The organism is Stutzerimonas decontaminans (assembly GCF_000661915.1).
In the GTDB taxonomy this organism is placed as follows: Bacteria; Pseudomonadota; Gammaproteobacteria; order Pseudomonadales; family Pseudomonadaceae; genus Stutzerimonas; species Stutzerimonas decontaminans.
Genome location: NZ_CP007509.1, coordinates 2,579,295 through 2,602,415, shown reverse-complemented (window position 1 = coordinate 2,602,415; position 23,121 = coordinate 2,579,295). Strand labels below are relative to the sequence as shown.

At 64.1% G+C, this 23,121-nt stretch carries 23 protein-coding genes; 5 read left to right on the top strand and 18 right to left on the bottom strand.

Annotated elements, in window-relative coordinates:
• Window positions 1–369 precede the first annotated feature (369 nt).
• Window positions 370–1,128, bottom strand: coding sequence for an SIR2 family NAD-dependent protein deacylase (locus UIB01_RS11980; protein WP_038660628.1), 759 nt, complete (start codon window positions 1,126–1,128; stop codon window positions 370–372).
• A 258-nt stretch (window positions 1,129–1,386) separates the two neighbouring features.
• On the opposite strand from UIB01_RS11980, the gene UIB01_RS11975 reads away from it, so the two are divergent.
• The gene (locus tag UIB01_RS11975; RefSeq protein WP_038660625.1) at window positions 1,387–2,724 is read left to right on the top strand and encodes an oxygen-independent coproporphyrinogen III oxidase; all 1,338 of its coding nucleotides are present in this window, start codon (window positions 1,387–1,389) and stop codon (window positions 2,722–2,724) included.
• A gap of 19 nt (window positions 2,725–2,743) precedes the next feature.
• On the opposite strand, the gene UIB01_RS11970 is transcribed toward UIB01_RS11975, so the two are convergent.
• From UIB01_RS11970 to UIB01_RS11930, 9 genes are read right to left on the bottom strand one after another with little or no spacing between them, the layout of a single operon-like run.
• Window positions 2,744–4,237, bottom strand: coding sequence for a methyl-accepting chemotaxis protein (locus UIB01_RS11970; RefSeq protein WP_038660622.1), 1,494 nt, complete (start codon window positions 4,235–4,237; stop codon window positions 2,744–2,746).
• A 31-nt stretch (window positions 4,238–4,268) separates the two neighbouring features.
• Window positions 4,269–5,558 carry an SAM-dependent methyltransferase gene (locus UIB01_RS11965; RefSeq protein WP_038660620.1) on the bottom strand — a complete coding sequence of 430 codons (1,290 nt, stop codon included), beginning with the start codon at window positions 5,556–5,558 and terminating at the stop codon, window positions 4,269–4,271.
• On the bottom strand, window positions 5,545–6,360 hold the full coding sequence (locus UIB01_RS11960; RefSeq protein ID WP_038660618.1) for a DUF1365 domain-containing protein: 816 nt from the start codon (window positions 6,358–6,360) through the stop codon (window positions 5,545–5,547). The genes UIB01_RS11965 and UIB01_RS11960 overlap by 14 nt, the downstream gene beginning before the upstream one ends.
• A complete protein-coding gene (locus UIB01_RS11955) occupies window positions 6,357–7,604 on the bottom strand; it encodes an NAD(P)/FAD-dependent oxidoreductase (protein ID WP_038660616.1) in 1,248 nt (415 codons plus the stop codon). Before UIB01_RS11955 ends, UIB01_RS11960 begins: the two co-directional genes overlap by 4 nt.
• Before the next feature lie 2 nt (window positions 7,605–7,606).
• The gene (locus tag UIB01_RS11950) at window positions 7,607–8,374 is read right to left on the bottom strand and encodes an SDR family NAD(P)-dependent oxidoreductase (protein ID WP_038660614.1); all 768 of its coding nucleotides are present in this window, start codon (window positions 8,372–8,374) and stop codon (window positions 7,607–7,609) included.
• Window positions 8,371–8,799 (bottom strand): nuclear transport factor 2 family protein, encoded by a 429-nt coding sequence (locus tag UIB01_RS11945; RefSeq protein WP_038660611.1) that lies wholly within the window; start codon window positions 8,797–8,799, stop codon window positions 8,371–8,373. Before UIB01_RS11945 ends, UIB01_RS11950 begins: the two co-directional genes overlap by 4 nt.
• Window positions 8,796–10,226, bottom strand: coding sequence for a deoxyribodipyrimidine photo-lyase (gene phrB, locus UIB01_RS11940; RefSeq protein ID WP_038660608.1), 1,431 nt, complete (start codon window positions 10,224–10,226; stop codon window positions 8,796–8,798). The genes UIB01_RS11945 and phrB overlap by 4 nt, the downstream gene beginning before the upstream one ends.
• A complete protein-coding gene (locus tag UIB01_RS11935) occupies window positions 10,223–11,158 on the bottom strand; it encodes a MerR family transcriptional regulator (protein ID WP_038660605.1) in 936 nt (311 codons plus the stop codon). Before UIB01_RS11935 ends, phrB begins: the two co-directional genes overlap by 4 nt.
• A 2-nt stretch (window positions 11,159–11,160) precedes the next feature.
• Window positions 11,161–12,120, bottom strand: a complete 960-nt coding sequence (locus tag UIB01_RS11930) for a YbgA family protein (protein WP_038660602.1) — start codon at window positions 12,118–12,120, stop codon at window positions 11,161–11,163.
• A 324-nt stretch (window positions 12,121–12,444) separates the two neighbouring features.
• On the opposite strand from UIB01_RS11930, the gene UIB01_RS11925 reads away from it, so the two are divergent.
• Together UIB01_RS11925 and hemH are read left to right on the top strand one after the other, a co-directional pair.
• A complete protein-coding gene (locus tag UIB01_RS11925) occupies window positions 12,445–13,347 on the top strand; it encodes a TIGR01777 family oxidoreductase (protein WP_038660599.1) in 903 nt (300 codons plus the stop codon).
• Between the two features lie 78 nt (window positions 13,348–13,425).
• Window positions 13,426–14,451, top strand: a complete 1,026-nt coding sequence (gene hemH / locus UIB01_RS11920) for a ferrochelatase (protein WP_038660596.1) — start codon at window positions 13,426–13,428, stop codon at window positions 14,449–14,451.
• Window positions 14,452–14,487: 36 nt separating this feature from the next.
• Here the strand turns inward: hemH and UIB01_RS11915 are convergent, their stop codons facing one another.
• From UIB01_RS11915 to folE, 7 genes are all read right to left on the bottom strand, one after another.
• Window positions 14,488–17,148, bottom strand: coding sequence for an EAL domain-containing protein (locus UIB01_RS11915; RefSeq protein WP_038660593.1), 2,661 nt, complete (start codon window positions 17,146–17,148; stop codon window positions 14,488–14,490).
• A 189-nt stretch (window positions 17,149–17,337) separates the two neighbouring features.
• On the bottom strand, window positions 17,338–17,784 hold the full coding sequence (locus tag UIB01_RS11910; RefSeq protein WP_038660590.1) for a PAS sensor domain-containing protein: 447 nt from the start codon (window positions 17,782–17,784) through the stop codon (window positions 17,338–17,340).
• Between the two features lie 85 nt (window positions 17,785–17,869).
• Window positions 17,870–18,397 carry a DUF3833 domain-containing protein gene (locus tag UIB01_RS11905; RefSeq protein ID WP_038660587.1) on the bottom strand — a complete coding sequence of 176 codons (528 nt, stop codon included), beginning with the start codon at window positions 18,395–18,397 and terminating at the stop codon, window positions 17,870–17,872.
• Complete coding sequence (locus UIB01_RS11900) at window positions 18,394–19,632, bottom strand: MFS transporter (protein ID WP_038660584.1); 1,239 nt, start codon at window positions 19,630–19,632, stop codon at window positions 18,394–18,396. The genes UIB01_RS11905 and UIB01_RS11900 overlap by 4 nt, the downstream gene beginning before the upstream one ends.
• On the bottom strand, window positions 19,629–20,150 hold the full coding sequence (locus UIB01_RS11895) for a chalcone isomerase family protein (RefSeq protein ID WP_038660582.1): 522 nt from the start codon (window positions 20,148–20,150) through the stop codon (window positions 19,629–19,631). The genes UIB01_RS11900 and UIB01_RS11895 overlap by 4 nt, the downstream gene beginning before the upstream one ends.
• 8 nt (window positions 20,151–20,158) lie before the next feature.
• Window positions 20,159–20,530: a dihydroneopterin triphosphate 2'-epimerase gene (folX, locus tag UIB01_RS11890; protein ID WP_038660579.1), complete on the bottom strand. Its 372-nt coding sequence runs from the start codon at window positions 20,528–20,530 to the stop codon at window positions 20,159–20,161.
• Complete coding sequence (gene folE, locus UIB01_RS11885; protein ID WP_038660577.1) at window positions 20,530–21,087, bottom strand: GTP cyclohydrolase I FolE; 558 nt, start codon at window positions 21,085–21,087, stop codon at window positions 20,530–20,532. The genes folX and folE overlap by 1 nt, the downstream gene beginning before the upstream one ends.
• 209 nt (window positions 21,088–21,296) lie before the next feature.
• Here folE and UIB01_RS11880 point away from each other — a divergent pair, with 209 nt between their 5' ends.
• Window positions 21,297–21,611, top strand: coding sequence for a DUF6482 family protein (locus UIB01_RS11880; protein WP_180983601.1), 315 nt, complete (start codon window positions 21,297–21,299; stop codon window positions 21,609–21,611).
• Here UIB01_RS11880 and UIB01_RS11875 read toward each other — a convergent pair.
• Window positions 21,608–22,057 carry a thiol-disulfide oxidoreductase DCC family protein gene (locus UIB01_RS11875; RefSeq protein WP_038660574.1) on the bottom strand — a complete coding sequence of 150 codons (450 nt, stop codon included), beginning with the start codon at window positions 22,055–22,057 and terminating at the stop codon, window positions 21,608–21,610. The genes UIB01_RS11880 and UIB01_RS11875 overlap by 4 nt on opposite strands.
• A gap of 93 nt (window positions 22,058–22,150) precedes the next feature.
• Here UIB01_RS11875 and UIB01_RS11870 point away from each other — a divergent pair, with 93 nt between their 5' ends.
• Window positions 22,151–23,098 carry a MerR family transcriptional regulator gene (locus tag UIB01_RS11870; RefSeq protein WP_038660571.1) on the top strand — a complete coding sequence of 316 codons (948 nt, stop codon included), beginning with the start codon at window positions 22,151–22,153 and terminating at the stop codon, window positions 23,096–23,098.
• Window positions 23,099–23,121: the final 23 nt, after the last annotated feature.

Below are 23,121 nucleotides of genomic sequence, written 5' to 3'. Positions count from 1 at the left end.
GCGCCTTTGCCTGGTAATTAGTGGTGTGTGGGGTGGTCGGTCAGGCCTCGTTGCCTGCTACACCCGGTCCCGCGCCGCTTGGCTTGACGGTCGCCGCTGACCGTCTGGGACGTCCTGCCGCGAGGCGGCAGGTGTTGCCAGGGTGATTGCAGGTTGTATGCCAGCTTGTCCGTTAGCGTGGACTTGCGGCTGTAAGTCGCGCGATTGCGCGGCGTTACGCGGTGTTGCTTGCCGGGATGCTGAGCGAATCAGCGTCCGTCACTGCGACCTGAGCGCGGCAGACTTGAACCAGAACAGTGCGGCGATGCAATCGCGCTCCCCGCTTTGGGGCGATCAGGTCCCCGAGGCAGGGAGCAGATTGTCTCGGCGTCAGGCGCCAGACGCCGCTCGGAGCAATTCGGGCAGTGCCTCGCCGGCGGGCAGGGCGATCAGGTACTCGCGGTTGCCGGCAGTCGGCTCGCCCTGTGGGTTGACGTGCACCACGGTGGCTCCGGCGTCACGCGCCCGGTGCGGCACCTCAGCGGCGGGATAGACCACGCCGGAGGTGCCCACCGACAGCAGCAGATCGCATTCGCCAGCCGCCTGGAACGCCGCGTTCAGGGCGTCGACCGGCAGGCTTTCGCCGAACCACACCACCCCGGGGCGCAGCTGTCCGCCGCAATGGCTGCAGCGGGGCGGTTCGAGGCGTCGGCCACCTTCGGGCTCCTCAGCCACCGGCAGTGGCTCGGCCGGCTCGCGGGCGCAGGCGAAGCAGCGCGGTCGGTGCAGGTTGCCGTGCAGGTGAATGACGCCCTGACTGCCAGCGCGCTCGTGCAGGTCATCGACGTTCTGCGTGATCAGCGTCAGCCGCGGTACATGGTGCGCCAGTTCGGCGATGGCCACATGAGCAGGATTCGGCCGAGCTTTGAGGACCTGCATGCGCCGCCATTCGTACCAACCCCAGACCAGCGCCGGGTCGCGGCGGAACGCTTCGGGTGTCGCCAGCTCGCTGGGGTCGAAGCGCTCCCATAAACCGCTCAGTGCATCGCGGAAGGTCGGGATACCGCTCTCGGCGGAAACGCCGGCTCCGGTGAACACGACGACATGGCGCGCCGAGCGCAGGGCGCAAATCAGGGAATCTGGAATCACGATCGGCTCCGGGTATGGATGGGCTGCCTATGAATACCACCGCGCTCCTGGCTTTTCCAAAGCGTAGAGGGGCGCCAGCGGCGTTCGCCGGCATGTTCCCTTCAGGAAGTCGGCCTGTTTCGCGTCGGAGTTCTGACCGTCCAGCCGTGCGTCGATGCCATCTGTCACCTACTTGACGGACGTCAACGTCGTCTGCCCTGGCTCGCGGATGATGCCGCGTAAGGCAATAGACGCGATATTCGCAGGCGGGAGGCACTCATGCTTGGCTCAGTGACCTGGGACGACGCGCTGGTACAACGCTACGGACAGATCGGGCAACTGCATTGCACCTATCCGGCTGCGTCCGATTTCAGCGACCGGATCGCTCCGCTGGATTTGCTGCGGGCACTTCGCGAAAGCCGTAGGGCTGGGCGTGCGCTTTCCGTATCGGTTCAGCAGGCGGGCGGCGCTTGCTCGCAGCCAGACGATATTGCGGGCTACATGCTGCGTCTGGAGCGCGAAATCGAACAACTCGGCTGCCATGTGGGCCCGTTCCAGCGGGTCGAGCAATTGCAGCTGGGCGTTGGCGCGTTGAGCATCGAATCCGTGCGGCACCTGGTGAGCGTGCTCAAGTCGCGCTTTCATTTCGCCGAGCCCGGTGCTGCCAGCTTCACTGCCGAAGTCGAGCTGGCGCATGTCGACTGGCCGCTGATCGGTGCGCTGCACGAACTCGGTTTCAACCAACTCAGCGTTGGCGTGCCGGATCTGCGCGCCGATGACGGCTGCACCGTGGAATATTTCCGCAGCTCCGCGCGCATCCGCGCTGTGATCGAGGCGGCTCACGCACTGCATTACCGCTCGGTGAACCTCGATCTGGGCTACGGCAGATCCTGGCAGACCCCGGCCAGCTTCGCGCGCAAGTTGGCGTCGATCATTGAGCTGGCGCCCGATCAGGTGACGATGTTCGATTATCGAGACGCGGCGCCAGCGGCCTCGGGCGGTGCCGGGCGGCTGGGGCTGGCTTCGCCCTGCGACACGCTGGCGATGTACCGGCACGGCGTCGAGCAGCTGAGCGCTGCGGGCTATCGCTATATCGGGCTGGGCAAGTTCGTCCTGCCCCATGACGACCTCGCCATGGCTCAGGAGATCGGCGCGCTGCACCACGACATCGTCGGCTACACGCTGCACGGTGATTGCGATCACCTGGGTCTGGGTGTCGGTGCCATCAGCCGCGTCGGCGGGCTGTACTCGCAGAACGCCTGCACGCTGCAGGCCTATCAGCAGGCGCTCGATCAGGGACAGTTACCAAGCGTCTGCGGCCTGCACGCCAGCCGTGTCGACCAGCTGCAGCGCCTGCTGTTCGAGCGTCTGCACTGCACCTTCGAGCTGGATTTCGACGCATTGGCATTGCACAGCGGCGTAGATGCAAGGCAGCGCTATGCCCAGCAATGGCCGGCGCTGCGGCAGCTGCACGCCGATGGCGTGATCGAACTCGACGAGGGCGGCCTGGTGATCCCGGCCCACGCCCGGCTGCTGGTCGCCGCGGTATGTGCGGCCTTCGAGCAGCCCAGCGCGGCGGCTCTGGCCCATTCGGCTACCGCCCGCAGGCGCCGATGAATGCGGGCCGTCCGGCCGACTAGAGCGTGAAGCGCCCGCTCAGGCTACCCAGGCGGCCGGCGAGTTCATGCAGCTGCCGACCCTCGTTGTCCAGCCGGCTAGCGTCATCGGCGTTGCGTTCGGCAACCTGCTGAACGCTCTGCAGATGGCGGCCCATATCGGCTGAGACAGCGGTCTGCTGGTGGGTCGCCGCGGCAATCATCTCGTTCATCTGGCTGATCGCCTCGATCTCGCTGGCAATGGCATCCAGCAGAGCGGTCGTCTGCTGACTGCTACTGACGCATCGAGTCACGCTGTCACGGCTGTTCTGCATCGCGTCGGTAGCCTTGCGGCTACCTTGCTGCAGGCGGCTGATGATGCCCTGGATTTCGGTGGTGGAGGCGGCAGTCTTCTGCGCCAGATTGCGCACCTCGTCGGCGACCACGGCGAAGCCGCGGCCCTGTTCGCCGGCACGTGCTGCTTCGATCGCGGCATTCAGGGCGAGCAGGTTGGTCTGTTCGGCGATGGTACGGATGACTTCCAGTACCCGGTCGATCTGCTCCGATTGCGCGGCGAGATCCTGGACCGTGCGGTCGGTCCCTTCGATGTGCTCGGCAAGCGTGTTGATCTCGCTGCGCACGCCGCTGACTGCGTTGCGGCCCTCACCGGCCTTCTGGCTAGCGCCTTGTGCCGCCTGGGCGGCGCGATCGGCATGGCCCGCAACGTCGTCGATGGCCACGGCCATCTGTTGCATTGCATCGACCATGTAAGCGGTTTCGTCCTGCTGACGGCTGGCGCCGTCCCGCATCTGGCGTGTGGCGTCGCTCAGATTGGCAGCCGTGCCGCCGAGTCCGGCGGTGTCCCGCACAACCGCGCCGACCAGCTCACCCAGCTGATCCAGCAGATGATTGAATCGCTGCGTGACCGGCCCGCTGGCCTGGCTGCGATAGCTCAGGTCGATGCGCTCGGGATGTGCGGTGATAGCCGCTGCCGCCCCGAGCAACGCTTCGCCCTCACGGGCCTCGGCGTTGGCGCGTATCGCCAGGTAGATCAGGATCGCGCTCTCCAGCACCACGTAAAAGGCGTGAAGGAATACCGCACTCCAACTGCCATCGGGAATCAGGAATACGCTGCCGCCCTGTTGCTGTAGGGCGAAGAAGCTCAGGTGATGCACGGCGATGGTTGCCGCGGCGACCACGATCGGCAGCCAGTCGCGGTAGTACACCAGGAACGCCAGCAGGGCAAAGATGCCGAAGTGCATCTCCAGCATGCCGTGCGCCTGGTTGATATGCAGTGCCGTCAGCACCATGAACGCGGCGCCGATCACGCAGCGCAGCAGGCGCTGGCCGGGGATCAGCAGATGAAGCGCCGTCACTGCCACAGCCGTGAGCCCGCCGATGACCAGCGCCTGAGCCCAATTGCCGTAGAACGCCGCAATCGCGAAGGAGTAGGCCACCAGGAACCAGATAACACCGAGCATGATGCGATCGGCCTTGAGGTAATGCGCTTGCAGCGTGACGCTGTCGGTGTTCATGGGATGCTCCGAATGAAGATACGCGCCGCGGTTATCGGTTGGTGCTCGAGCCGCTTGAAGCGACGTAGAGCGGTTTCCGACGGGCGCCCGGTTTGGCCAGCAGCAGCTGTGCGGTGCCGATGGCGCGCTCGATGAAGCCGCCCTCGCAGTAGCACAGGTAGAACTCCCAGAGCCGGTAGAAATAGTCGTCGTAGCCATGGCGCTCCAGCTCGCTGCGGGCGCGGCGGAAGTTCTCGTACCACAGGCGCAGGGTGCGCGCGTAATGCTCGCCAAAGTCCTCCATGTGCAGGAGGTTCATGTCGGTGTCCTGCGACACCACATTGAGCATCCGCTGCATCGACGGCAGAGCGCCGCCGGGAAAGATGTAGCGCTGGATGAAGTCGACGTTGCGCCGCGCCTGCTCGTAGCGCTGGTCACGGATGGTGATCGCCTGCAGCAACATCAGGCCGTCGTCCTTGAGCAGGCGCGCGCATTGGCGGAAGTAGGTCGGCAGGAAATCATGGCCGACCGCTTCGATCATCTCGATGGACACCAGCTTGTCGAACTGGCCTTCGAGGTCGCGGTAATCCTTGAGTAGCAGGGTGATGCGGTCCTGCAGGCCCTGTTCTTCGATGCGCCGCTGGGTGTAGGCGAACTGTTCGCGCGATAGCGTGGTGGTGGTCACCCGGCAACCACGGTGGATGGCGGCATAGAGGGCCATGCTGCCCCAGCCGGTGCCGATTTCCAGCAGATGGTCCTCGGGCTGCAGATCGAGCTTCTCGCAGATGCGTTCCAGTTTGTGCAGCTGGGCCTGTTCCAGAGTCTGCTCGGTGGAGGTGAACATCGCTGCCGAGTACATCATGGTCGGGTCGAGGAACTGCTCGAACAGCTCGTTGCCGAGATCGTAATGGGCGGCGATGTTGCGCTGCGAACCGGCACGGGTGTTGCGATTGAGCCAGTGCAGCGCCTTGATCACCGGCTGGCCGAACAGCGCGAGGCTGCCGCGCTCGATGTTGTCCAGCACATCCAGGTTGGCGACGAACAGGCGGATCACCGCGGTAAGGTCCGGGCTGTGCCAATAGCCATGGATGTAGGCCTCACCAGCGCCGATTGAGCCTCGGGCAGCGATCAGGCCCCAGGCGGCACCGTCGACGATATGGATTTCAGCCTGCAGCGGGCTGGCCAGGTCGCCGAACAGCTGGCTCTCGTCGCCGACGCGCAAGGTCAGCTGGCCGTGGCGCAGCTTTTCCAGCTGACGCAGTACAGTGCGGCGCAACAGACCGCTGGCCAGCCCCACGCCGGCCAGTGGACGGGCTTTGACAGTCAGGCTAGTGCTCTTCATGGCGGGCTCCGGATGTGTGGGTGACGGCTAGTCCGTAGGGGGCCTTGGCGGGCTGGTGGGCGAAGATCGGGGTGCGCTTGAGCAGCAGACGCAAGGCTTGCCAGTAGATGGCGAGCAGCGTCTTGGCGGTCATCCAGGGGAAACCGAGCAGGTAGCGGTGTATCGCACCGCGCGACAGTGCCTCACGCTCCAGGCCGAGGGTGGCATCGAACAGCTTGCGCTCGCCTTGCCAGTCCTCCATGTGCACGCCGATGCGCCGGCCCGGTAGGTTGAAACGCATCCGGTATTCCAGTTTGCCCGGCAGGAACGGCGACACATGGAAGGTCTTGGCCACTGTGCAGCGCAGGTTGCGATTGCCGGCGGCCGGCAGCACGTAGTGATAGCGCTCGCGCCACGGGGTGTTGCTGACCTCGCAGAGCACCGCTGCCAGCTGCTCCTGCTCATCGAAGCAATAGAAGAAGCTGACCGGGTTGAAACACAGCCCCCAGCTGCGCGGCTGGGTCAGCAGACGCACGGCGCCAGTGACCGGACGGCCGAGGGCCTCGGAAACGCGCTGGCGGACCGCATCGGCCAGAGCGATGCCCTGGCGGGTGTATTCCGGCAGGTAGTCGCGTTCACGGAAGGAGAACGGCGCGAAGCGCGCGCGGCCGCTCAGTGGCGAGAGTCCGAAGACGGCGTCCTGTTCGGCCAGATCGAGGTACAGCAGGCCCATGCGATAGCTGAAGGCGTGGGCGCGCGGCGAGAAGCGCCGATGCTGCACCCAGCCGCGATACAGCGCGCTGTGCTCGATGGCGGCGCTCACAGCGACTCTCCGAACGCGCCGGCGACGCGCAATGCGCTGACCACGCCGTCTTCATGGAACCCATTACCCCAGTAGGCGCCGCAGAAGTAGCTATGGTGCGCGCCGAGCAGTTCGTCGGCGCGGGCATGGGCGGCGATGCCGGCCAGGCTGTACTGCGGATGGTCATAGGTGAAGCGGGCGAGGATCTGTTCCGGGTCGATGGCGTCGGTCTGGTTGAGGCTGACGCAGAAGGTTTCCGGCGAGTCGATACCCTGCAGGATGTTCATGTTGTAGGTCACGGCCGCCAGCTGTTCGCTCGGGCCGCCCAGCCGGTAGTTCCAGCTGGCCCACGCACGGCGCCGCTTGGGCAGCAGACGGGTGTCGGTGTGCAGGACCACGTCATTGCTGGCGTAACCGAGTGCGCCGAGGATGTCCCGCTCGGCCCGGCTAGGCTCGGCGAGCATGCGTAGCGCCTGGTCGCTGTGGCAGGCGAACACCACCTTGTCGAAACGCTCGGCGCCTGCCGGGCTGTGCAGGGTCACGCCGTGGGCGTCGCGCAGCACCTCGAACACCGGGCAGTTGAGGCGGATGTGTTCGCTGAAGCCCTTGGTCAGCGGCGAAACATAGGCGCTGGAGCCGCCCTCGATGACGTACCACTGCGGGCGATCGCTGACCGACAGCAGCCCGTGGTTCTTGAAAAAGCGGATGAAGAACTCGACCGGAAACTCGAGCATATCGGCCAGCGACATCGACCAGATCGCCGCGCCCATGGGCACGATGTAGTGATCGATGAAACGCTGGCTGTAGCGACCGAGCTTGAGGTAGTTGCCCAGCGTGACATGCGGGCCGATGCGGCCATTCTGGTAGTCGTCTAGCGCTTCGCGGTTGAATCGGAGGATGTCGCGGATCATCCCCCAGAACGGCGGCGAGAACAGGTTGCTGCGCTGGGCGAACAGGGTATTGAGATCGTGCCCATTGTATTCCAGGTCGCTGAACGGATCGCTGACCGAGAAGCTCATCTCGGTCGGCTTGTAGCGCACCCCGAGCTGCCCAAGCAGCTTGATGAAGTTCGGATAGGTCCAGTCGTTGAAGACGATGAAACCGGTATCCACGGCGTAGTCGCGACCATGTAGATGGAAGTCCACGGTATGGGTGTGGCCTCCGATCCAGCTGGCCGACTCGAATACGGTCACCTGATGCTGGCGGGAAAGCAGGTGGGCACAGGTGAGGCCGGAAATGCCGCTGCCGATGATGGCGATCTTCATGGTTAACCTTCCTTGAGGGGCGAGCGCGCCATTCGCCGGCCAAGGGCGAACTGCAGGCGCGCGGGCAGAAGTGAAAGCAGACGCAGCGCCCAGATGAATGGCGCGGGGAAATCGATGTGCAGCGGGCGACGTTCGAGGTGTCGGGCGATCTGCCGTGCAGCCCGGTCCGCCGGCCAGCGCAGTGGCATGGGGAAGTCGTTACGGCGGGTCAGTGGCGTATCGACGAATCCGGGGCTGACCAGGGTGACGTCGATGCCTTCACTGGCCAGATCAAGCCGCAGTGATTCGAGCAGATAGCGCAATGCGGCCTTGGATGCGCCGTAGGCGCCGGCACGAGGCAGCGCGAACCAGGTCACCGAGCTGCCGACACCGACCAGATGCGGTCGCACGCCCTGACGCAGCAGGGGCAGCGCCGCCTCGATGCAGTAGCCGGCCGAAAGCAGGTTGGCTTGCACCACGCGCTCGAGCAGCGCCGCCTCGAAGTGCTCTATGTCGATGTATTCGCAGTTGCCGGCATTGAGGATCGCGCTGTCCAGCGCACCCCATTGCGCTTCGATCGCAGCGCCGATGGCGCGTACCTGCTCGCTGTCGGTGAGATCGCCGGGCAACGCCAGGACCCGTCCCGGATAGCGTCGGGCAAAGGCCTGCAGTGGCCCGGCGCTGCGTGCCGACAGGGCCAGGCAATGACCCTCGGCCAGCAGCAGACGCGCCAGCTCCAGACCGATGCCGCTGCTGGCGCCGGTCAGCCAGATACGCCGTGAGAGGTTCATGCGAGCCTCCGTTGCAGCCAGCGGATCGCCCCGCCGAGCAGCGGCACGTGCTGGTAGAGCAGGGCGCCGGCGTCGAAGTAATCGCGGTGGCGTTCGACCTTGCCTTCGCCGTTCCAGCGCAGCAGCGAGCAACCCTCCAGGCTGATAAGCCCGCCGCCGTTGAGACGCGGATGACGGTAGCTCATGATCCAGCGCAGATAGCCCTGACCCTCGCACACCTCGTCGTGGCTGATGAACTCGAAATGCAGGTGCTCGACGTTGGCGTACAGCTCGCTGAAGTAGCGCCGCAGTTCGGCCAGCCCGTAGACCTCGTGCAGCGGATCGGTGAAGTGCACGTCGCCGCTGTAGAGTTCGGCGAGTCGGTCGAGATTGCTCGCCTCCAGCCGCGCGAACTCCTCGGCGAACCGATGCAGGAAGCTGCTCATGGGCGGGCCTCCGACAGATTGCGGAACGCGTCCAGCGCGCGCGCCCGGCTTGCGCCCAGATCGACGATGGGCGCGGGATATTCCGTTACGCCGAACAGGCTGCGGTGCGCCGCCGGGTTGTGGATGTCGCGCTTGTCCAGGTGCTGCAGCTCGGGAAGCCAGCGGCGCAGGAACTGGCCGTCAGGATCGAAACGCTGGGATTGGCTGATCGGGTTGAACAGCCGGAAGTAGGGCACCGAGTCGGTACCGGTGGAGGCGCTCCATTGCCAGCCGCCGTTGTTGGCGGCCAGGTCACCGTCGATCAGATGACGCATGAACCAGCGCTCGCCTTCACGCCAGTCGATCAGCAGGTTCTTGCTAAGGAACATGGCGACCACCATGCGCAGGCGATTGTGCATCCAGCCGGTTTCCTGCAACTGGCGCATCGCCGCATCGATAATCGGAAACCCGGTGCGCCCCTGCTGCCAGGCTTCGAGTTCGTAGGGTGCACGGCGCCAGGGCAGGGCGTCGGTTTCGCTGCGGAAAGCGCGGTGCATCGACACCTGCGGGTGGCCGTCCAGCACGTGCTTGTAGAACTCGCGCCAGAGCAGCTCGTTGATCCAGGTGGTGGCACCGGTATTGCCGCTGTCCAGCTCGCCGCGGTTGTAGCCGAGTGCAGCGTGCAGGCACTGACGGATCGAGATGACGCCGGCGGCGAGGTAGGCGGACAACTGGCTGGTGCCCGGCTCGGCAGGAAGATCACGGCGTTCGTGGTACTGGTCGAGATCATCCTCGACAAACAGCGCCAGGCGTCGCTGGGCGAAGGCTTCGCCTGCAGGCCACAGCGCGCGCAGGTAGTCCGTAGGCCGCGGGAAACCGGCAACGGCGGTGGGAACGGGGTCGCTGCTGATCGCCAACGGTGCCTGTGCTGCCGGCGACGGTACACATGGCGGCAACGACACGTCGAGACGCGAGAGACATTGTTTGCGGAACTGGCTGTATACCTTGAAGTGACCGCCTGACTGGGTCAGCACGCTGCCCGGGGCAAACAGCACTTGATCGACATGTCCGCGTACGCGAATGCCGCAGTCGCTCAGTAGCGCCGCGACGGCCCGATCCCGACGCCGTTCGTTGACGCCGTACTCTTCGTTGTAATGCACGCCCTGCACATCGAACTCGCGGCACAGCTTCAGCAGCGCATGAGGCACGGCTTGCCAGTCCTCGACCTCACGGATCAGTAGCGGCACATTGAGCGCGCGCAGCTGCGCCGACAGCTCGCCAAGGTTGCGCAGCCAGAAGTCGACCTTGCAGGGAGCGTCGTCATGGGCGAGCCATTGGCCGGGCGTGATCAGATAGAGCGCCACAGTAGGGCCTGCGGCCATGGCGGCGGCCAGCGCGGTGTTGTCGCTTGTGCGCAGATCGTTGCGCAACCAGATCACCTGGGTCATGACGCGCTCCCTTCGCTGCCGGGCAGGAGGCCGGCGTGGTGAAGCTGCTGCAGAGCGTCGAACGGACAGTCAGCAAGCAGCAGGCCGCGGTGCTGACGCAGCTCCGGGGCGTGGATATGTACGGCTGGGCCGGCAACCAGAAGCGGTGCGGCGCTCTGCTCGAGCAGGCGCGGCAGATGGCGCTGCAGGCAGCTGGCAGAGAGGCAGTTGCCGGCATAGAGCAGCAACCCTCGTGGCCACACGCGTTCGACGGCGAGGTTGAGTTCATTCAGCGGCACCGCCCACTCGACGAGCTCAACCGGGCAATCGGTGCTGGACACCATCCAGGCGGTCAGCCACAGACCGGGGGAGAAGGCCTCCTCGTCGAGGCTGGCGATCAGCAGGGGGCGGCCGCTCTGCTGACGGTTGTTGAAGTAGATGCGGGTTGCGAGTTTGCTGCGCAGCCACGACTGAAACAGCACCCGCTCCAGCGCGGCGCCGTATTGCCCGCGCCAGCGCTTGTCGAGTGCTGCCAGCAGAGGTTGCAGCAGGTGCTGACAGAGTGTGCGTGGCGGATACAGCGCCATGGCACGGTTGAAGGCATCGTCCAGGTGGCGTTCGCTGAGCCGGTCGATGGCCTGCAGCAATTCATCTACCAGTTCGGACCACTGATTCTGCTGCGGTAGCTCGGGCGGCGTGGTGGTATCCAGGAGCGGCTTGATCTGGCTCACCGCGACGCCGCGGTTGAGCCAGGTCAGGATGTCGCGGATACGCTGGACGTGCCCGGCCTCGTAAAGCCGATGGCCCTTGGCCGTGCGCGCTGGGACGATCAGGCCGTAACGGCGCTCCCACGCGCGCAGGGTTACCGCATTGACGCCGGTGATACGCGCCACTTCGCGGATTGGCAGCAGGCCGTCGGCGGTCAGCTGCGCCAGGTCCGGTTGTTCAGTCATGGTCAGATTCCGTTGCGCAGACTTAGGGTTTCGGGGTGCGGCTGCAGATAGGCCTGGCGTGCGATGTAGTGGTCGGGATGGCGGCGGAAGTGGTGTTTGAGCAGCGTCAGCGGCACCACCAGCGGAATCACGCCGGCGCGGTACTGATCGATCAGATGACGCATTTCCCGACGGTCTTCCGAGCCCAGCGCGTCCTTCAGGTAACCGCTCAGGTGCAGCAGCACGTTGCAATGCGTGCCGCGGGTGGCCGGCTTCTTCAGCGCCTGCATCATCTGGCTGAAGTAGTGGGTGGCGAATTCGTCCAGCGAACGCTCGGCGAGGTTGGCTACCAGCCGGCCGAGCACCCTGTATTGCAACGGGTTGCTGGCCATCAGCTGATATTTGTAGCGCGAGTGGAAGTCGACGATGGCGCGGCGGGTAATCCCGCTCTGCAGCAGGCGCTGCCAGTCGGCATAGGCATAGACGCGGGTGAGAAAGTTCTCTCGCAGCACGGCATCGTTCAGCCGGCCGTCTTCTTCCACCGGCAGGTCCGGACGCAGTTCCATCAGTGCACGGGCGAAAATCCCAGCGCCGCCGCCGGGCTGCGTGTGACCGTTGGCAGCGTAGACCTTAACCCGCTCCATGCCGCAGGACGGTGACTTCTGCATCAGGATGTAGCCGCTGATGTCGTGCAGTTGCTCGGCGATTTGCCGGCCATAGGCGGCGAGCGCTTCGGTCACGTCAAGCTCCGGGCGAACGGTACCTACTGCCCGCGGTGCATCGGTTTCGCCCACCAGCCGGATCGGTTCGCGAGGAGTGCCGAGACCGATGGCGACTTCCGGGCAAACCGGCACGAACTCGAAGTGCTGTGCCAGGGTTTCGCTGCACAGCCGTGATTCCTTGTGGCCACCATTGAACCGCACCGGGTTGCCGAGCAGGCAGGCACTGATACCGATCTTGGGAGTTGGAAGCGTGGTGTGCATGATGGCGACCTCGTCTTGTACAAACAGAATTTCTGTACAACTTGAGGCTATCTTAATCTTGATCTTGTACAAGTCAACTGGGCATGTACAAGGAAGTGCGTTTTTCTTGTACAGTGGTGCCGTCCAAGCGCTTTGGAAGGACGATTGACCTGTCATATGCAGACTTACGTGCTTCTAAACGCGAGCGGCGGAGCCGGTGTGACCGGTCGTTAGGGATCGCGGCACGGCGCTCAGGTGCTGTACAGCCGGTTTTCACTGTATAGGTGTATGCTGTAATCGTTATCGTCGAACTCGCGCAGCGTGGCGGCGCATCAGGAGCTCACCATGAACATCTTGCTGACTGGCGGTACCGGGTTGATTGGCCGCGCGCTATGCCGGCACTGGCTGGCCGAGGGGCATCGGCTGTGGGTCTGGAGTCGCACGCCGCAGAGCGTGGCCAAGCTGTGCGGCGCCGAGGTGCAGGGTGTTGGCAGCTTGCAGCAACTGGAAGCGGTGGCATTGGACGCCGTGGTCAATCTGGCGGGAGCGCCGATCGCCGATCGGCCATGGACGAAGTCGCGCAAGACGCTGCTCTGGGACAGCCGGGTCAAACTCACCGAACAGCTGGTCGAATGGCTGGGCAAGCGTGAGCAGAAACCGGCACTGCTGATCTCCGGTTCCGCTGTGGGCTGGTATGGCGATGGTGGTGAACATCGGCTGACCGAAGCCGATCAGCCGGTCTCCACCGATTTCGCCAGTCAGCTGTGCAATGCCTGGGAGGAGCGCGCCAACGAGGCGACTGTGCTGGGGATTCGCGTGGTGCTGGTGCGTACCGGGTTGGTACTGGCTCGCGATGGTGGTTTTCTGCAACGTCTGTTGCCTGTGTTCAAGCTTGGCCTGGGCGGGCGGCTGGGGAACGGTCGGCAGTGGATGCCCTGGATCCATATCGACGATCAAATCGCCCTGATTGATTTTCTTCTGCGGCAGCCAGCGGCCAGTGGCCCCTACAATGCCTGTGCGCCGACGCCGGTGCGCAATGCCGACTTCACCCGCAGCCTCGCGCACTGCCTGCACCGTCCTGCGCTATTGCCAGTGCCGGCAGCGGTGCTCAAGCCTCTGCTTGGCGAACTCGCCGGGCTGCTGCTTGGCGGCCAGCATGTGTTGCCGCAGCGGTCGCAGGAGGAGGGTTTCAGCTTTCGCTATACCCATCTGGATTCGGCGCTGGCCGACCTTTTGATGCACCCCTGAAGGGGTGCGCCCTGTGTGAAAATAGCGCGCCTGCCGCTTGGAGCCAGGCGCACCTCATTAAGCAGTCAGGAAAGTTGCATGACAGAGCAGGCGTTGTTGTTGGTCAATCTGGGGTCGCCAGCCTCTACGGAAGTGGCGGATGTGCGCCGTTATCTGAACCAGTTCCTGATGGATCCCTATGTGATCGATCTGCCGTGGCCGCTGCGGCGTCTGCTGGTTTCGCTGATTCTGGTCAAGCGCCCCGAACAGTCCGCTCATGCATATGCTTCGATCTGGTGGCCGGAGGGTTCGCCGCTGGTGGTTCTCAGTCGCCGGTTGCAGGAAGCGGTGCGCCCACACTGGACGCAGGGGCCGGTGGAATTGGCGATGCGCTACGGCGAGCCGTCCATCGAAACGACGCTGACCCGCCTGGCCGGGCAGGGCATCACCCAGGTGACTCTGGCGCCGCTCTATCCACAGTTCGCCGACAGCACCACCACCACTGTCATTCAGGAAGCGCGGCGGGTCATTCGCGAACGTGGGTTGAGCCTGCAGCTGTCGATCCTGCAGCCGTTCTACGACCAGCCGGAATACCTCGGAGCGCTGGCGGCCAGCGCCAGGCCTCACCTGGAGCAACCGTTCGACCACCTGCTGCTGAGCTTCCACGGTCTGCCCGAGCGCCACCTGCACAAGACCGACCCGACCGGCTCGCACTGCCTCAAGAGCGCCGACTGCTGCCAGCGGGCCGAGGGAGAAGTGCTCGCCAGTTGCTATCGCGCGCAGTGCATGCGCACCGCCGCGGGTTTCGCGGTGCAGGTGGGGTTGCGTGACGATCAGTGGTCGGTTTCCTTCCAGTCTCGACTGGGTCGGGCCAAGTGGATCGAGCCCTACACCGAAACCCGGTTGGATGAGCTGGCCCAGCAAGGCGTGAAGAAGCTGCTGGTGATGTGCCCGGCATTCGTCTCCGACTGCATCGAGACGCTGGAGGAGATCGGTGATCGCGGGCGCGAACAGTTCATCGAGGCCGGCGGCGAGGATTTGGTGCTGGTGCCTTGCCTGAACACCCATGAGGACTGGGTGCAGGCGCTGGTCAAACTCTGCAGCCGCGCACCACTGGCGATCTGACCACGGTGGGAGCCCGCGCCGAGCGGGCTTCCTCGCTCAGGAGCGGCTGGCTTGTCTCTCGGCGCGGTCGGCCATCACCATCTGCTCGAACGCCCCCAACGCCAGTGGCTTGCCGAACAGGTAGCCCTGAAAACGGTGGCAGCCGTTGGCGAGCAGCATCGCGCGCTGGGCTTCGCTTTCAACGCCCTCGGCAATGACTTCCAGATTCAGCCCCGCTGCCAGGGCGCAGGTTGCTCGGACGATGGTGAGGCTGTTGGTATCCTCGGGCAGGCCACGGACGAAGCTCTGATCGATTTTCAGCTGATCCAGCGGTAGCTGCTGCAGATAGCTCATCGACGAATAGCCGGTGCCGAAATCGTCGATGGAGAAGCGGATACCGTGGTTCTTGAGCTGCGTCATCCGGGCAATCGCTTCGGGCATGTTGTCCAGCAGCAGCGTCTCGGTCAGTTCCAGCTTGAGCCGGGCCGGATTGGCGCCGCTGCTCTCCAACAGTTCGAGCAGGCTACCGACGAAGTTGTCCTCGTATAGCAGGTTTGCGCTGAGGTTCACCGACAGGGTCAGCTGCGCCAGAGCTGGCTGCTCTGCCCACAGCGCCAGCTCGGCGCAAGCCTGTTCGAGTACACGCTGGTCGAGCGCCTGGATCAGGCCAGCGTGCTCCGCCTGGCTGATGAACGCGCCTGGCGCCAGCAGCCCACGTTGCGGATGCAGCCAGCGCACCAGTGCTTCGGCACCGACGATGCCCTGCGACTGCTCCAGCTGTGCCTGATAATGCAGGATGAACTCGCCGTTCTTCAGTCCCTGACGGATCTCGTTTTCAAGGTGCAGGCGTTCCTGCACGGCCTGTTGCATGCGCGGGTCGAAGAAGCGCAACGCGTTCTTGCCCGATACCTTGGCCTCGTACATCGACATGTCGGCGCGCTTCATCAGCTCATCGCTACTGCTGCCGTCTGCGCCGAACAGCACGACGCCGATACTGGCGCTGCTATACAGCCCCAGATCATTCAGTCGATAGGGCTTTCCGAGAGAGTTGAGCAGCTTCATGCCGATATGTTCGGCCTGCGCTGCGGCAAGCTCCGGGGCGTCACCGAGGTTCTCCAGCATGACCACGAATTCGTCGCCACCGAGACGTGCCACCGTGTCGCTGGCGCGCACTTCGTTCTGCAGGCGTTCGGCGGCGATACGCAGTACCTGATCGCCAGTCTGGTGTCCGTGCAGATCATTGATGTTCTTGAAGTTGTCCAGGTCGATGAACATCAAGGCGCCCAGCTGCTCGCTGCGGCAGCTGGCGGCCATGGCCTGTTGCAGACGATCGAGCAACAGTCGGCGGTTCGGCAGGCCGGTCAGGGGGTCGTAGAACGCCAGGTGATGAATGCGCTCCTCGGCCGCCTTGCGATCGGTGATATCGGTGAAGGCCGCGACATAGTGGGTAATCTCGCCGGCGGTGTTGCGCACCGCACTGATGGTCAGCCACTCGGGGAAGATTTCCCCGCTCTTGCGCCGGTTCCAGATCTCGCCTTCCCAAGCCCCGGTTGCCTCGATACCCGCCCACATCGTGCGATAGAAGTCCGGGCCATGCTTGCCCGAGCCGAGCAGGGCAGTGGTGTTGCCAATGGCTTCTTCGGCGCTGAAGCCGCTGATACGGGTGAAGGCGCGATTGACGCGCAGGATGCGGCTTTGCGCGTCGGTGATCAGCATGCCCTGCTGTGATTCGAAGGCGATAGCGGCGATCCGGCGCTCCAGTTCGGTGTTGACCCGTTCAGTGATGTCGCGGCTCAGCCAGACCACGGCACGCTTCTGTCCTTGCGGCTGTTCCAGCGGCAGGGCACGCCCCTCGAATACCTTGCTGCCGCCAAGGGTAGGCATGCTGTACTCGATCAACTGCGGGGTATCGCTGTCGAGGGTTTGTCGGATGAACTCGAGGAAGCGGTGTTCTTCGGCTTGCGGCATCACGTCGTGCAGGTGTCGCCCGAGCAGCAGGCTCGGATCAGCGTAGAGCATGCTGCGATCGGCGCAGATGATGTCGAGATAACAGCCATCTTCGTCGATGACCAGTAGCAGATCGGGTATTGCGTGGGTGATGGCGCGTAGCCGGGCTTCACTCAGGCGCAGTGCACGCTCGACCTGGTCGCGCTTGAGCAGATCATTGAGCAGCAGGCCCAGGGCAACGGTTGCAAGGGGTAAGGCCAGCAGCATCGGCGCCGCGGCGTCTTTCAAGGCCAGGATACGGAGATGACCGGGCATCAGCGCCGTCAGTACCAGCAGTACACCGATGTGCAGCAGCATGCCAAAAGCGAGCAATTGCCAAAAGCCGAGACGTACCAAACCTCGTTGAAGGAGAAAGCGGTAGGTGAGGCCAAGCACGATAGGAAGCAGGATGTTCCCGAGCCCGGGAATTACCCCAACGCCACCAATCCATAAACGGTAGGCCGCTGCCAGCATGCCGGCTGTCCCGGCCACCAAGGGGCCGCCGAACAGACCGGCCATGCTCAGCACCACGGTGCGTGCATCGAGGATGATGCCGCTCTGGCCGACGCTGGTGATCATCATGCCGAAGACGCAGGCACTGCCAAACCAGAGTCCGGCCAACAGTTTTGCAGAGAGCTTTGCGCTGCGGTTCCATTCGCATGTGGTGAAAGCCAGCAGCCAGCACAACGCGAGCAGTATGACTGCGTTTTCTACAACTGAATTTAGAGTCAAGACAGCATCCTAGGGCGTGCTCATGCCCACAGCAGGATTCGGTGTATGGCGGGTGGCCAGTATCCCATATCGCAGCGCGCGAGGGCACCGCACTTAGGTAGGCCTGTGGCAGGCTTGTCGGTTATTCGCGCACCAGGGCGGTGCGCAGCGGACGATCAGTTCGCGATCAGTGTCCGGTGGGAACGCGGCTCAGCCCTGGCTGCGGGCGATCTGCTCCTTGAGGTCGCGTATTTCGGCTTCTAGCGCTTCGACCCGCTGCAGGGCATCGACTTCGGCGGTGACGTTCTTCTGGATACCGATGAAGTAGGTCAGCTGATCGGCCTCGTTGAACACCGGGGTAATGGAAAGCTCGTTCCAGAACGGTGTGCCGTCCTTGCGGTAGTTGCGAATGATCTGGCGGCAGGGCTGGTTGCTCTTCACCGCCTCGCGGATCGCCTGCAGCCCAGCCTGGTCCCGGTCCTCGCCCTGCAGGAAGCGACAGTCGCGGTAGAGGATGTCGTCGACCGCGTAGCCAGTCAGGCGTTCGAAGGCCGGGTTGGCGTAGATCAGGATGTTGTCGTCGCCTTCCTGCTCGGCGACCACGATTCCATCGTTGGAGGCTTCGATAACCAGTTGCAGCAGCTTGGCATTGATCATGTCACGACATCCTGAAGGGGCATGCGGCGCATTCTAGAACAACTTGGCCTGATCAGTGCCTCGCCGTAGTGCTCGAAACATCAGCTCATTCGATGCGCTTGCGGAAAAACAGCGTGACCTGACCCACCTCGACGCCGAACTTGCTCATGAACGAACGGTTGGCCAGGGTGTGTTCGTCGATGAGATACATCCAGTCATCCAGATGCACGTCGTAGACCTTGTCATCCACCGGCAGGCTGAGCACATAGCGCCAGCGCAGCGCGTTGCCGGCCACTTCGCCATGAGCTTCGCCAACCACGTCGGCAGCGGTGCCGCGCCAGTGACCGGGGCGTTCTTCGGTGAGGGTCCAGACACGTTGCTGGGTGGTGCCATCGCTGTAGCGGAAGTGTTCGTCGAGAATCAGCTTGTCGCCATCCAGACTGCCGTCGATCTCGACGTGAAAGCGCTTCACCACCTCACCGGAACGCTTCTGGAACATGCCCCAGGCGTCGACCTTGCCAACGAAGTATTTACGCAGGTCCAGCTGCGGTTCCTCGTTGCGGTAATGCTCGACGTCGACTGCGGTGCAGCTGAGCAGGAGCAGGCAGCACGCCAGTATCAGGACCTTTTTCATGGTTTGGGTTCTCCGCAGGGAAGGGAAGTGAGCAGGCGCGCCGCCACGAGCTTCAGCAGGCAGGGCAGGCCGGCGTAGACCAGTGCGAGGTTCCAGCCGGCCGGTGTGCCCGGTTGGTAGTCGCTTAATGCCAACAGCGGCAAGGCGAGGCCGGCGATGGCCAGCGCCAGCTTGGCGAGAAAGCTCCATAGACCGAAGTAGGCGGCAGTCGAGTCGCGCTCATCCGCAGGAATGATGTCCGCCAGCAAGGCCGGTGGCAGGGCCAGGTCCGCGCCGAGGGCGAGGCCCGACATCACGCAGACGCCGGCATAGGCCCAGGCGGAGCCGGGCTCCAGTAGCACTGCCCAGATGAAGGCGGCGCAACCGGTGAGCATGCCGATCCGCCAGCTACGCCGCTTACCCAGGCGATCGGCCAGGCGCGTCCAGAACGGCAGACCAAGGGCGCCGCTAACGAAATACAGTGCCAGGAACAGTCCGGTCAGTTGCGCCAGTTGCAGCCGGTCGGCAATGAAGAACAGCGCAAGAGTGGCTGGAATCGCTACCGCCACGGCGTTGATGAAATAGACGCCCGCCAACCGCCGAAACGCCGGGTTGCGCAGCGGCAGGCGCCAGCTTCCGGCGGTGGTGCGTGCGATTCGCTGTGGCCTGGGTGCGGCCAGCAAGAGTACAGCGGCGCCGATACACAGCAGTGCGGCGAATGTGGCGGCGAAGGTCGTCAGCGCCGCGGCCATGCCGTACTGCGTCGCCAGTACGCTGGGCAGCACGCTGGCCAGAACCACGCCGAAAAGCCCCGCGCCTTCGCGCCAGGCGGCGACCCGGGTGCGGGTGTGAGGCTGATCGGAGAGGCGTGCACCCCAAGCCAGGTAGGTGATATTGACGAGGCTGTGCAGGGTGTAGGTGAGGGCGAGCAATGCACCGAGCCAGAAGGCAAGGCTGAAACTGCCAAGGCGCACCGGCGGAATCAGCAGCGCCGCCATTGCCAGGCTCAGCAGGATGGCCGAGCCGGCCAGCATGATGGTCCAGCCACGTGGCGAACGGCGGTCGATGAAGCGGCCTAGCCAGGGGTCTTGCACGGTGTCCAGCAAGCGGGCAAGAAACAGCACCGTGCCGGTCAGAGCCAGACCCAGCCCGAGGTCCGCCGCGTAGAAGTTTGGCACCAGCACGTAGATCGGCAGCATGGCCATCGCCAGCGGCAGGCCGAGCACGCCATAGGCTGCCAGCGCCGCGCTCTTCACCGTTCGCCCAGCAGGTTGCGCCGCAGCTTCTGGTCGCGACTGCGCGGGTCGAGCCAGATGGCGAAGAAGGCATCGGCGAAGGCGGGGTCGGCTACTTCATGCTGCAGTCGATCATTCACGTAGAAGCGGCAGCCGCGACCGGGCAGAAAGACACCGGTAATGCGCTCACCCGGCGTGACATCGACGAAGGCCCGCTGCATCTCTGCGCGCCACTGGCGCAGGCGCGGGGAATCGGCCGGCTCGCCGGAGAGCCGCTGGATTTCTTCGAGGCTGGTGCGCACGAAGTCTTCGCGGCTGATGGAACGGTGATACGTCAGTTCCAGCGCGAACGGCGCCTGGGCTTGCAGCGGCGCCTGTTCGCTCCACAGCCGAGCGTCATAGATGCGGAAACCGAAGAAGCGCAGCTCACCTTCACCGACCAGGCGAGCCTGGGGCACGGACTCGCGCCAGTTGGCAGCCGCAAGCATCGGCAGCAGGCATAGCAGGCTGGCGATGATGACGTTTCGGCGGCTGCTCATGGCGGCGCTCAGCGACTGCCGGCGAGCGTGATCGAAACGGAATCGGCAAAACGCAGCGCATGAGGCTTGTCGACTTCCACTTCGGCATAGCTCACCGCAGGATGCGCCATCACCAGATCGAGGATCTCCTGGGTCATGCGCTCGAGCAGGGCAAAGCGGTTCTGCTCCACATGACGAATGATCGCTTTGGTGATGGTGCGATAGTTGAGCGCCTGTCCGATGTCGTTGTCGCGCACCGCTTCCACCGCCGGGTAGAGGATGCTCAGGTTGATCAGCACATCCTGGCGATTGAGGATCTCGTCCTCGTTGATACCTATATAGGTGCGCAGGCGCAGGTCCTTTACTCGGATGCGCGCCATGCCCGGTTCCAGGCGCGGCATCACTGCCCCCTCCCGATCAGCTGAAGGAATTCCATCCGCGTATTGCAGGAGCTGCGGAAGGCGCCAAGCATCACCGAGGTGTTCATCACCGAATTCTGCTTTTCCACACCGCGCATCATCATGCACATGTGCTTGGCTTCGATGACCACCGCAACACCGGCGGCGCCGGTGACTTCCTGAATGGCTTCGGCGATCTGACGGGTCAGGTTTTCCTGGATCTGCAGGCGGCGAGCGTACATGTCGACGATCCGCGCCACCTTGGACAGCCCCAGCACGCGGCCGGTGGGGATATAGGCGACATGCGCCTTGCCGATAAAGGGCAGGATGTGGTGCTCGCACAGCGAGTACAGCTCGATGTCCTTGACGATGACCATCTCGTCATTGTCAGAGGCGAACAGTGCGCCATTGACCACTTCTTCCAGGCTGCGGTTGTAGCCGCCGCACAGGTACTGCATGGCCTTCGCCGCACGCAACGGCGTATCGCGCAGACCCTCGCGCTCCGGGTCTTCGCCTACCCCGGACAGTATTTCGCGGTAATGACCAGGCAAATCGTTCATCTCGGGACCTTTAGTGCGGCTAGCGCTGATGTATTGGAAGGAGCTGAAGACGGTCAGCGACCGTTGTGAGGTAAAGCTATACGAACAATTGATATTGTACAAGTAAATGTAAAGGAATACGCTGCCGGCATCCCGCAGCAGGCGCTACATCCAACGTTTGCAAGCTGCCAGGCCCTGGGGAGGGCTGAACTTGTACAGGTATTGGGACCTTGAACAACAAACTTTCCAAGCTTGGGCTGCGCTTCGCACTGTGCAGAGGCCGGATAGATCGGGTCGAGTTGCATGGCCTGCGCTGCTGTGGCTACAGCGCCTGGGTGGTCGAACGCAACGGTAACCGGCGGCAGTTCAGCGAGGGCCAGCGCACGGTCTGGAGTGATCAGGGCAGCTTGAAGCGAGCGCTGCAGGCCTGCGGTGTGCGTGAGGTCTACTGGCGGCAGCCAGTCAGCCATGACGAAATGATTGGTCGCCCGTCAGCGGTTGAGCCAGAGTGCGGTCTGCGCATGCCGCTGGTTGCCGAAAGCTAGGGTTGCTTGGTCGCCTGGCTGTCGGAGGCGGGCGAGGAGGGCTGCGGCGCGCTGCATTGGGTGGTGCAGCGACTCGCGCCGTCCGGGTGTGGCAGCCAGTCCAGGTGCGGACGTAATACAGCGAACAGCTGGTAGCCGAGCAGCAAGAACGGGCGCAGCGGCCGCCAGCCAAGCGGCGCGGCCCAGCGACCATGCCCGGCCAGGCGCCAGCTCCAGTAGGTGGCATCCACGCCGGTCAGCCAGGCCCCGCTGGCACTGCGCGCGTGCAGGCGACGACGTAACTGCGCTAAATCCCGGCCGAGCCCCGCGGTGGAGAAGTCGGCGGCGCTGATGTCCACCAGCAGCAGCCGTGCAGGATCAGCGCTGCGCTCCAGCCAGTGAACTTCGCGGGCACACAGCGGGCATGAGCGGTCGACGAAGAGCGTCAGCGGGAGGTCAGGAGTCATTTCATCGCATCTCGCGTTTGTACAACGTTTGTAGAGGGTATGCTGCGAAACGCTGGGTTACAATCTCGGCATTCTTTTCCAGCGAGCCGCCTCATGACCGAATCCTCCGGCGCTTCGACCCTGTCCTCGAGTGCGTTCGAGCAGCAGGAGCTTTTCCCCATTCGCGAAGTTGCCCGCCTGACTGGCGTAAACCCGGTCACCTTGCGTGCGTGGGAGCGTCGCTACGGGTTGATCCGCCCGACGCGCACCGACAGCGGCCACCGGCTCTATTCGATGGCTGATGTGGAGGCGGTTCGCAGCATCCTTTCCTGGACCGAGCGCGGCGTGGCGGTTAGCAAGGTAGGCAGCATACTCGCCCGCAGTGCGGCGACTCGCGAAGCCGAGGAGCCGGTCGCGACCGTCAGCGGCGAATGGGGTGAATGGCAGGGGCAGCTGCGCGAAGCGGTGAATGGCTTCGACGAAGTACGCCTGGAGCAGTTGTACGGCCAGGTGTTCTCCACCTATCCGCTGGCCGTGGTGTTTCAGGATGTGCTGTTGCCGGTCTGGCAGGAACTCTTGTTACGCCAGGACGAGTTCGGCGGCACCAGCGAGTGGTTGTTCCTTGATGCCTTCCTGCGCGCACGGGTGCTGCAGCGCCTGCAACTGGCCCGCATGCCAGCCTGCGAGCGGGTACTGCTCGCGGCAATGCCAGGCCAGTGCCGCGAACTGGAACTGCTGGTGGCAGGGCTGATGCTGAGTGGCGACAGTCTCGCCATCAGCGTGCTGCCGATCGGCCAACCGCTGGAAGAACTCGCGCTGGTCTGCGACAAGATGAAGCCTCAGGGGCTGGTACTGTTCTCCAACGTTCCCCATGGCGAGGTGCAGCTGCGTCAGCTCAACAGGCTTTCGCTAGGCCTTGATTGCCCGCTGGCGCTGGCCGGCGAGGCGGCCGAACTCGGGCGTGAAGCCCTGGCCGGTACGCCGATCGCCTGTCTGGGAAGTTCCGGCAAGCTGATGCAGCGCCGTCTGCGGCAGTTTCTCGCCGGTCAGCTGGATACCTGATGCAAACGGCTGTCTGGCAGCGG

Excerpts from the sequence above, each read along its gene's own strand:
- UIB01_RS11975 (WP_038660625.1), top strand. The coding sequence starts at position 1,387 with ATGCTTGGCTCAGTGACCTGGGACGACGCGCTGGTACAACGCTACGGA.
- folE (WP_038660577.1), bottom strand. The coding sequence starts at position 21,087 with ATGAACGATTTGCCTGGTCATTACCGCGAAATACTGTCCGGGGTAGGC.
- UIB01_RS11945 (WP_038660611.1), bottom strand. The coding sequence starts at position 8,799 with ATGAGCAGCTTCCTGCATCGGTTCGCCGAGGAGTTCGCGCGGCTGGAG.
- UIB01_RS11925 (WP_038660599.1), top strand. The coding sequence starts at position 12,445 with ATGAACATCTTGCTGACTGGCGGTACCGGGTTGATTGGCCGCGCGCTA.
- phrB (WP_038660608.1), bottom strand. The coding sequence starts at position 10,226 with ATGACCCAGGTGATCTGGTTGCGCAACGATCTGCGCACAAGCGACAAC.
- hemH (WP_038660596.1), top strand. The coding sequence starts at position 13,426 with ATGACAGAGCAGGCGTTGTTGTTGGTCAATCTGGGGTCGCCAGCCTCT.
- UIB01_RS11950 (WP_038660614.1), bottom strand. The coding sequence starts at position 8,374 with ATGAACCTCTCACGGCGTATCTGGCTGACCGGCGCCAGCAGCGGCATC.
- UIB01_RS11965 (WP_038660620.1), bottom strand. The coding sequence starts at position 5,558 with ATGAAGAGCACTAGCCTGACTGTCAAAGCCCGTCCACTGGCCGGCGTG.
- UIB01_RS11875 (WP_038660574.1), bottom strand. The coding sequence starts at position 22,057 with ATGACTCCTGACCTCCCGCTGACGCTCTTCGTCGACCGCTCATGCCCG.
- UIB01_RS11905 (WP_038660587.1), bottom strand. The coding sequence starts at position 18,397 with ATGAAAAAGGTCCTGATACTGGCGTGCTGCCTGCTCCTGCTCAGCTGC.
- UIB01_RS11930 (WP_038660602.1), bottom strand. The coding sequence starts at position 12,120 with ATGCACACCACGCTTCCAACTCCCAAGATCGGTATCAGTGCCTGCCTG.
- UIB01_RS11895 (WP_038660582.1), bottom strand. The coding sequence starts at position 20,150 with ATGAGCAGCCGCCGAAACGTCATCATCGCCAGCCTGCTATGCCTGCTG.
- UIB01_RS11870 (WP_038660571.1), top strand. The coding sequence starts at position 22,151 with ATGACCGAATCCTCCGGCGCTTCGACCCTGTCCTCGAGTGCGTTCGAG.
- UIB01_RS11955 (WP_038660616.1), bottom strand. The coding sequence starts at position 7,604 with ATGAAGATCGCCATCATCGGCAGCGGCATTTCCGGCCTCACCTGTGCC.
- UIB01_RS11935 (WP_038660605.1), bottom strand. The coding sequence starts at position 11,158 with ATGACTGAACAACCGGACCTGGCGCAGCTGACCGCCGACGGCCTGCTG.
- UIB01_RS11910 (WP_038660590.1), bottom strand. The coding sequence starts at position 17,784 with ATGATCAATGCCAAGCTGCTGCAACTGGTTATCGAAGCCTCCAACGAT.
- UIB01_RS11970 (WP_038660622.1), bottom strand. The coding sequence starts at position 4,237 with ATGAACACCGACAGCGTCACGCTGCAAGCGCATTACCTCAAGGCCGAT.
- folX (WP_038660579.1), bottom strand. The coding sequence starts at position 20,530 with ATGCCGCGCCTGGAACCGGGCATGGCGCGCATCCGAGTAAAGGACCTG.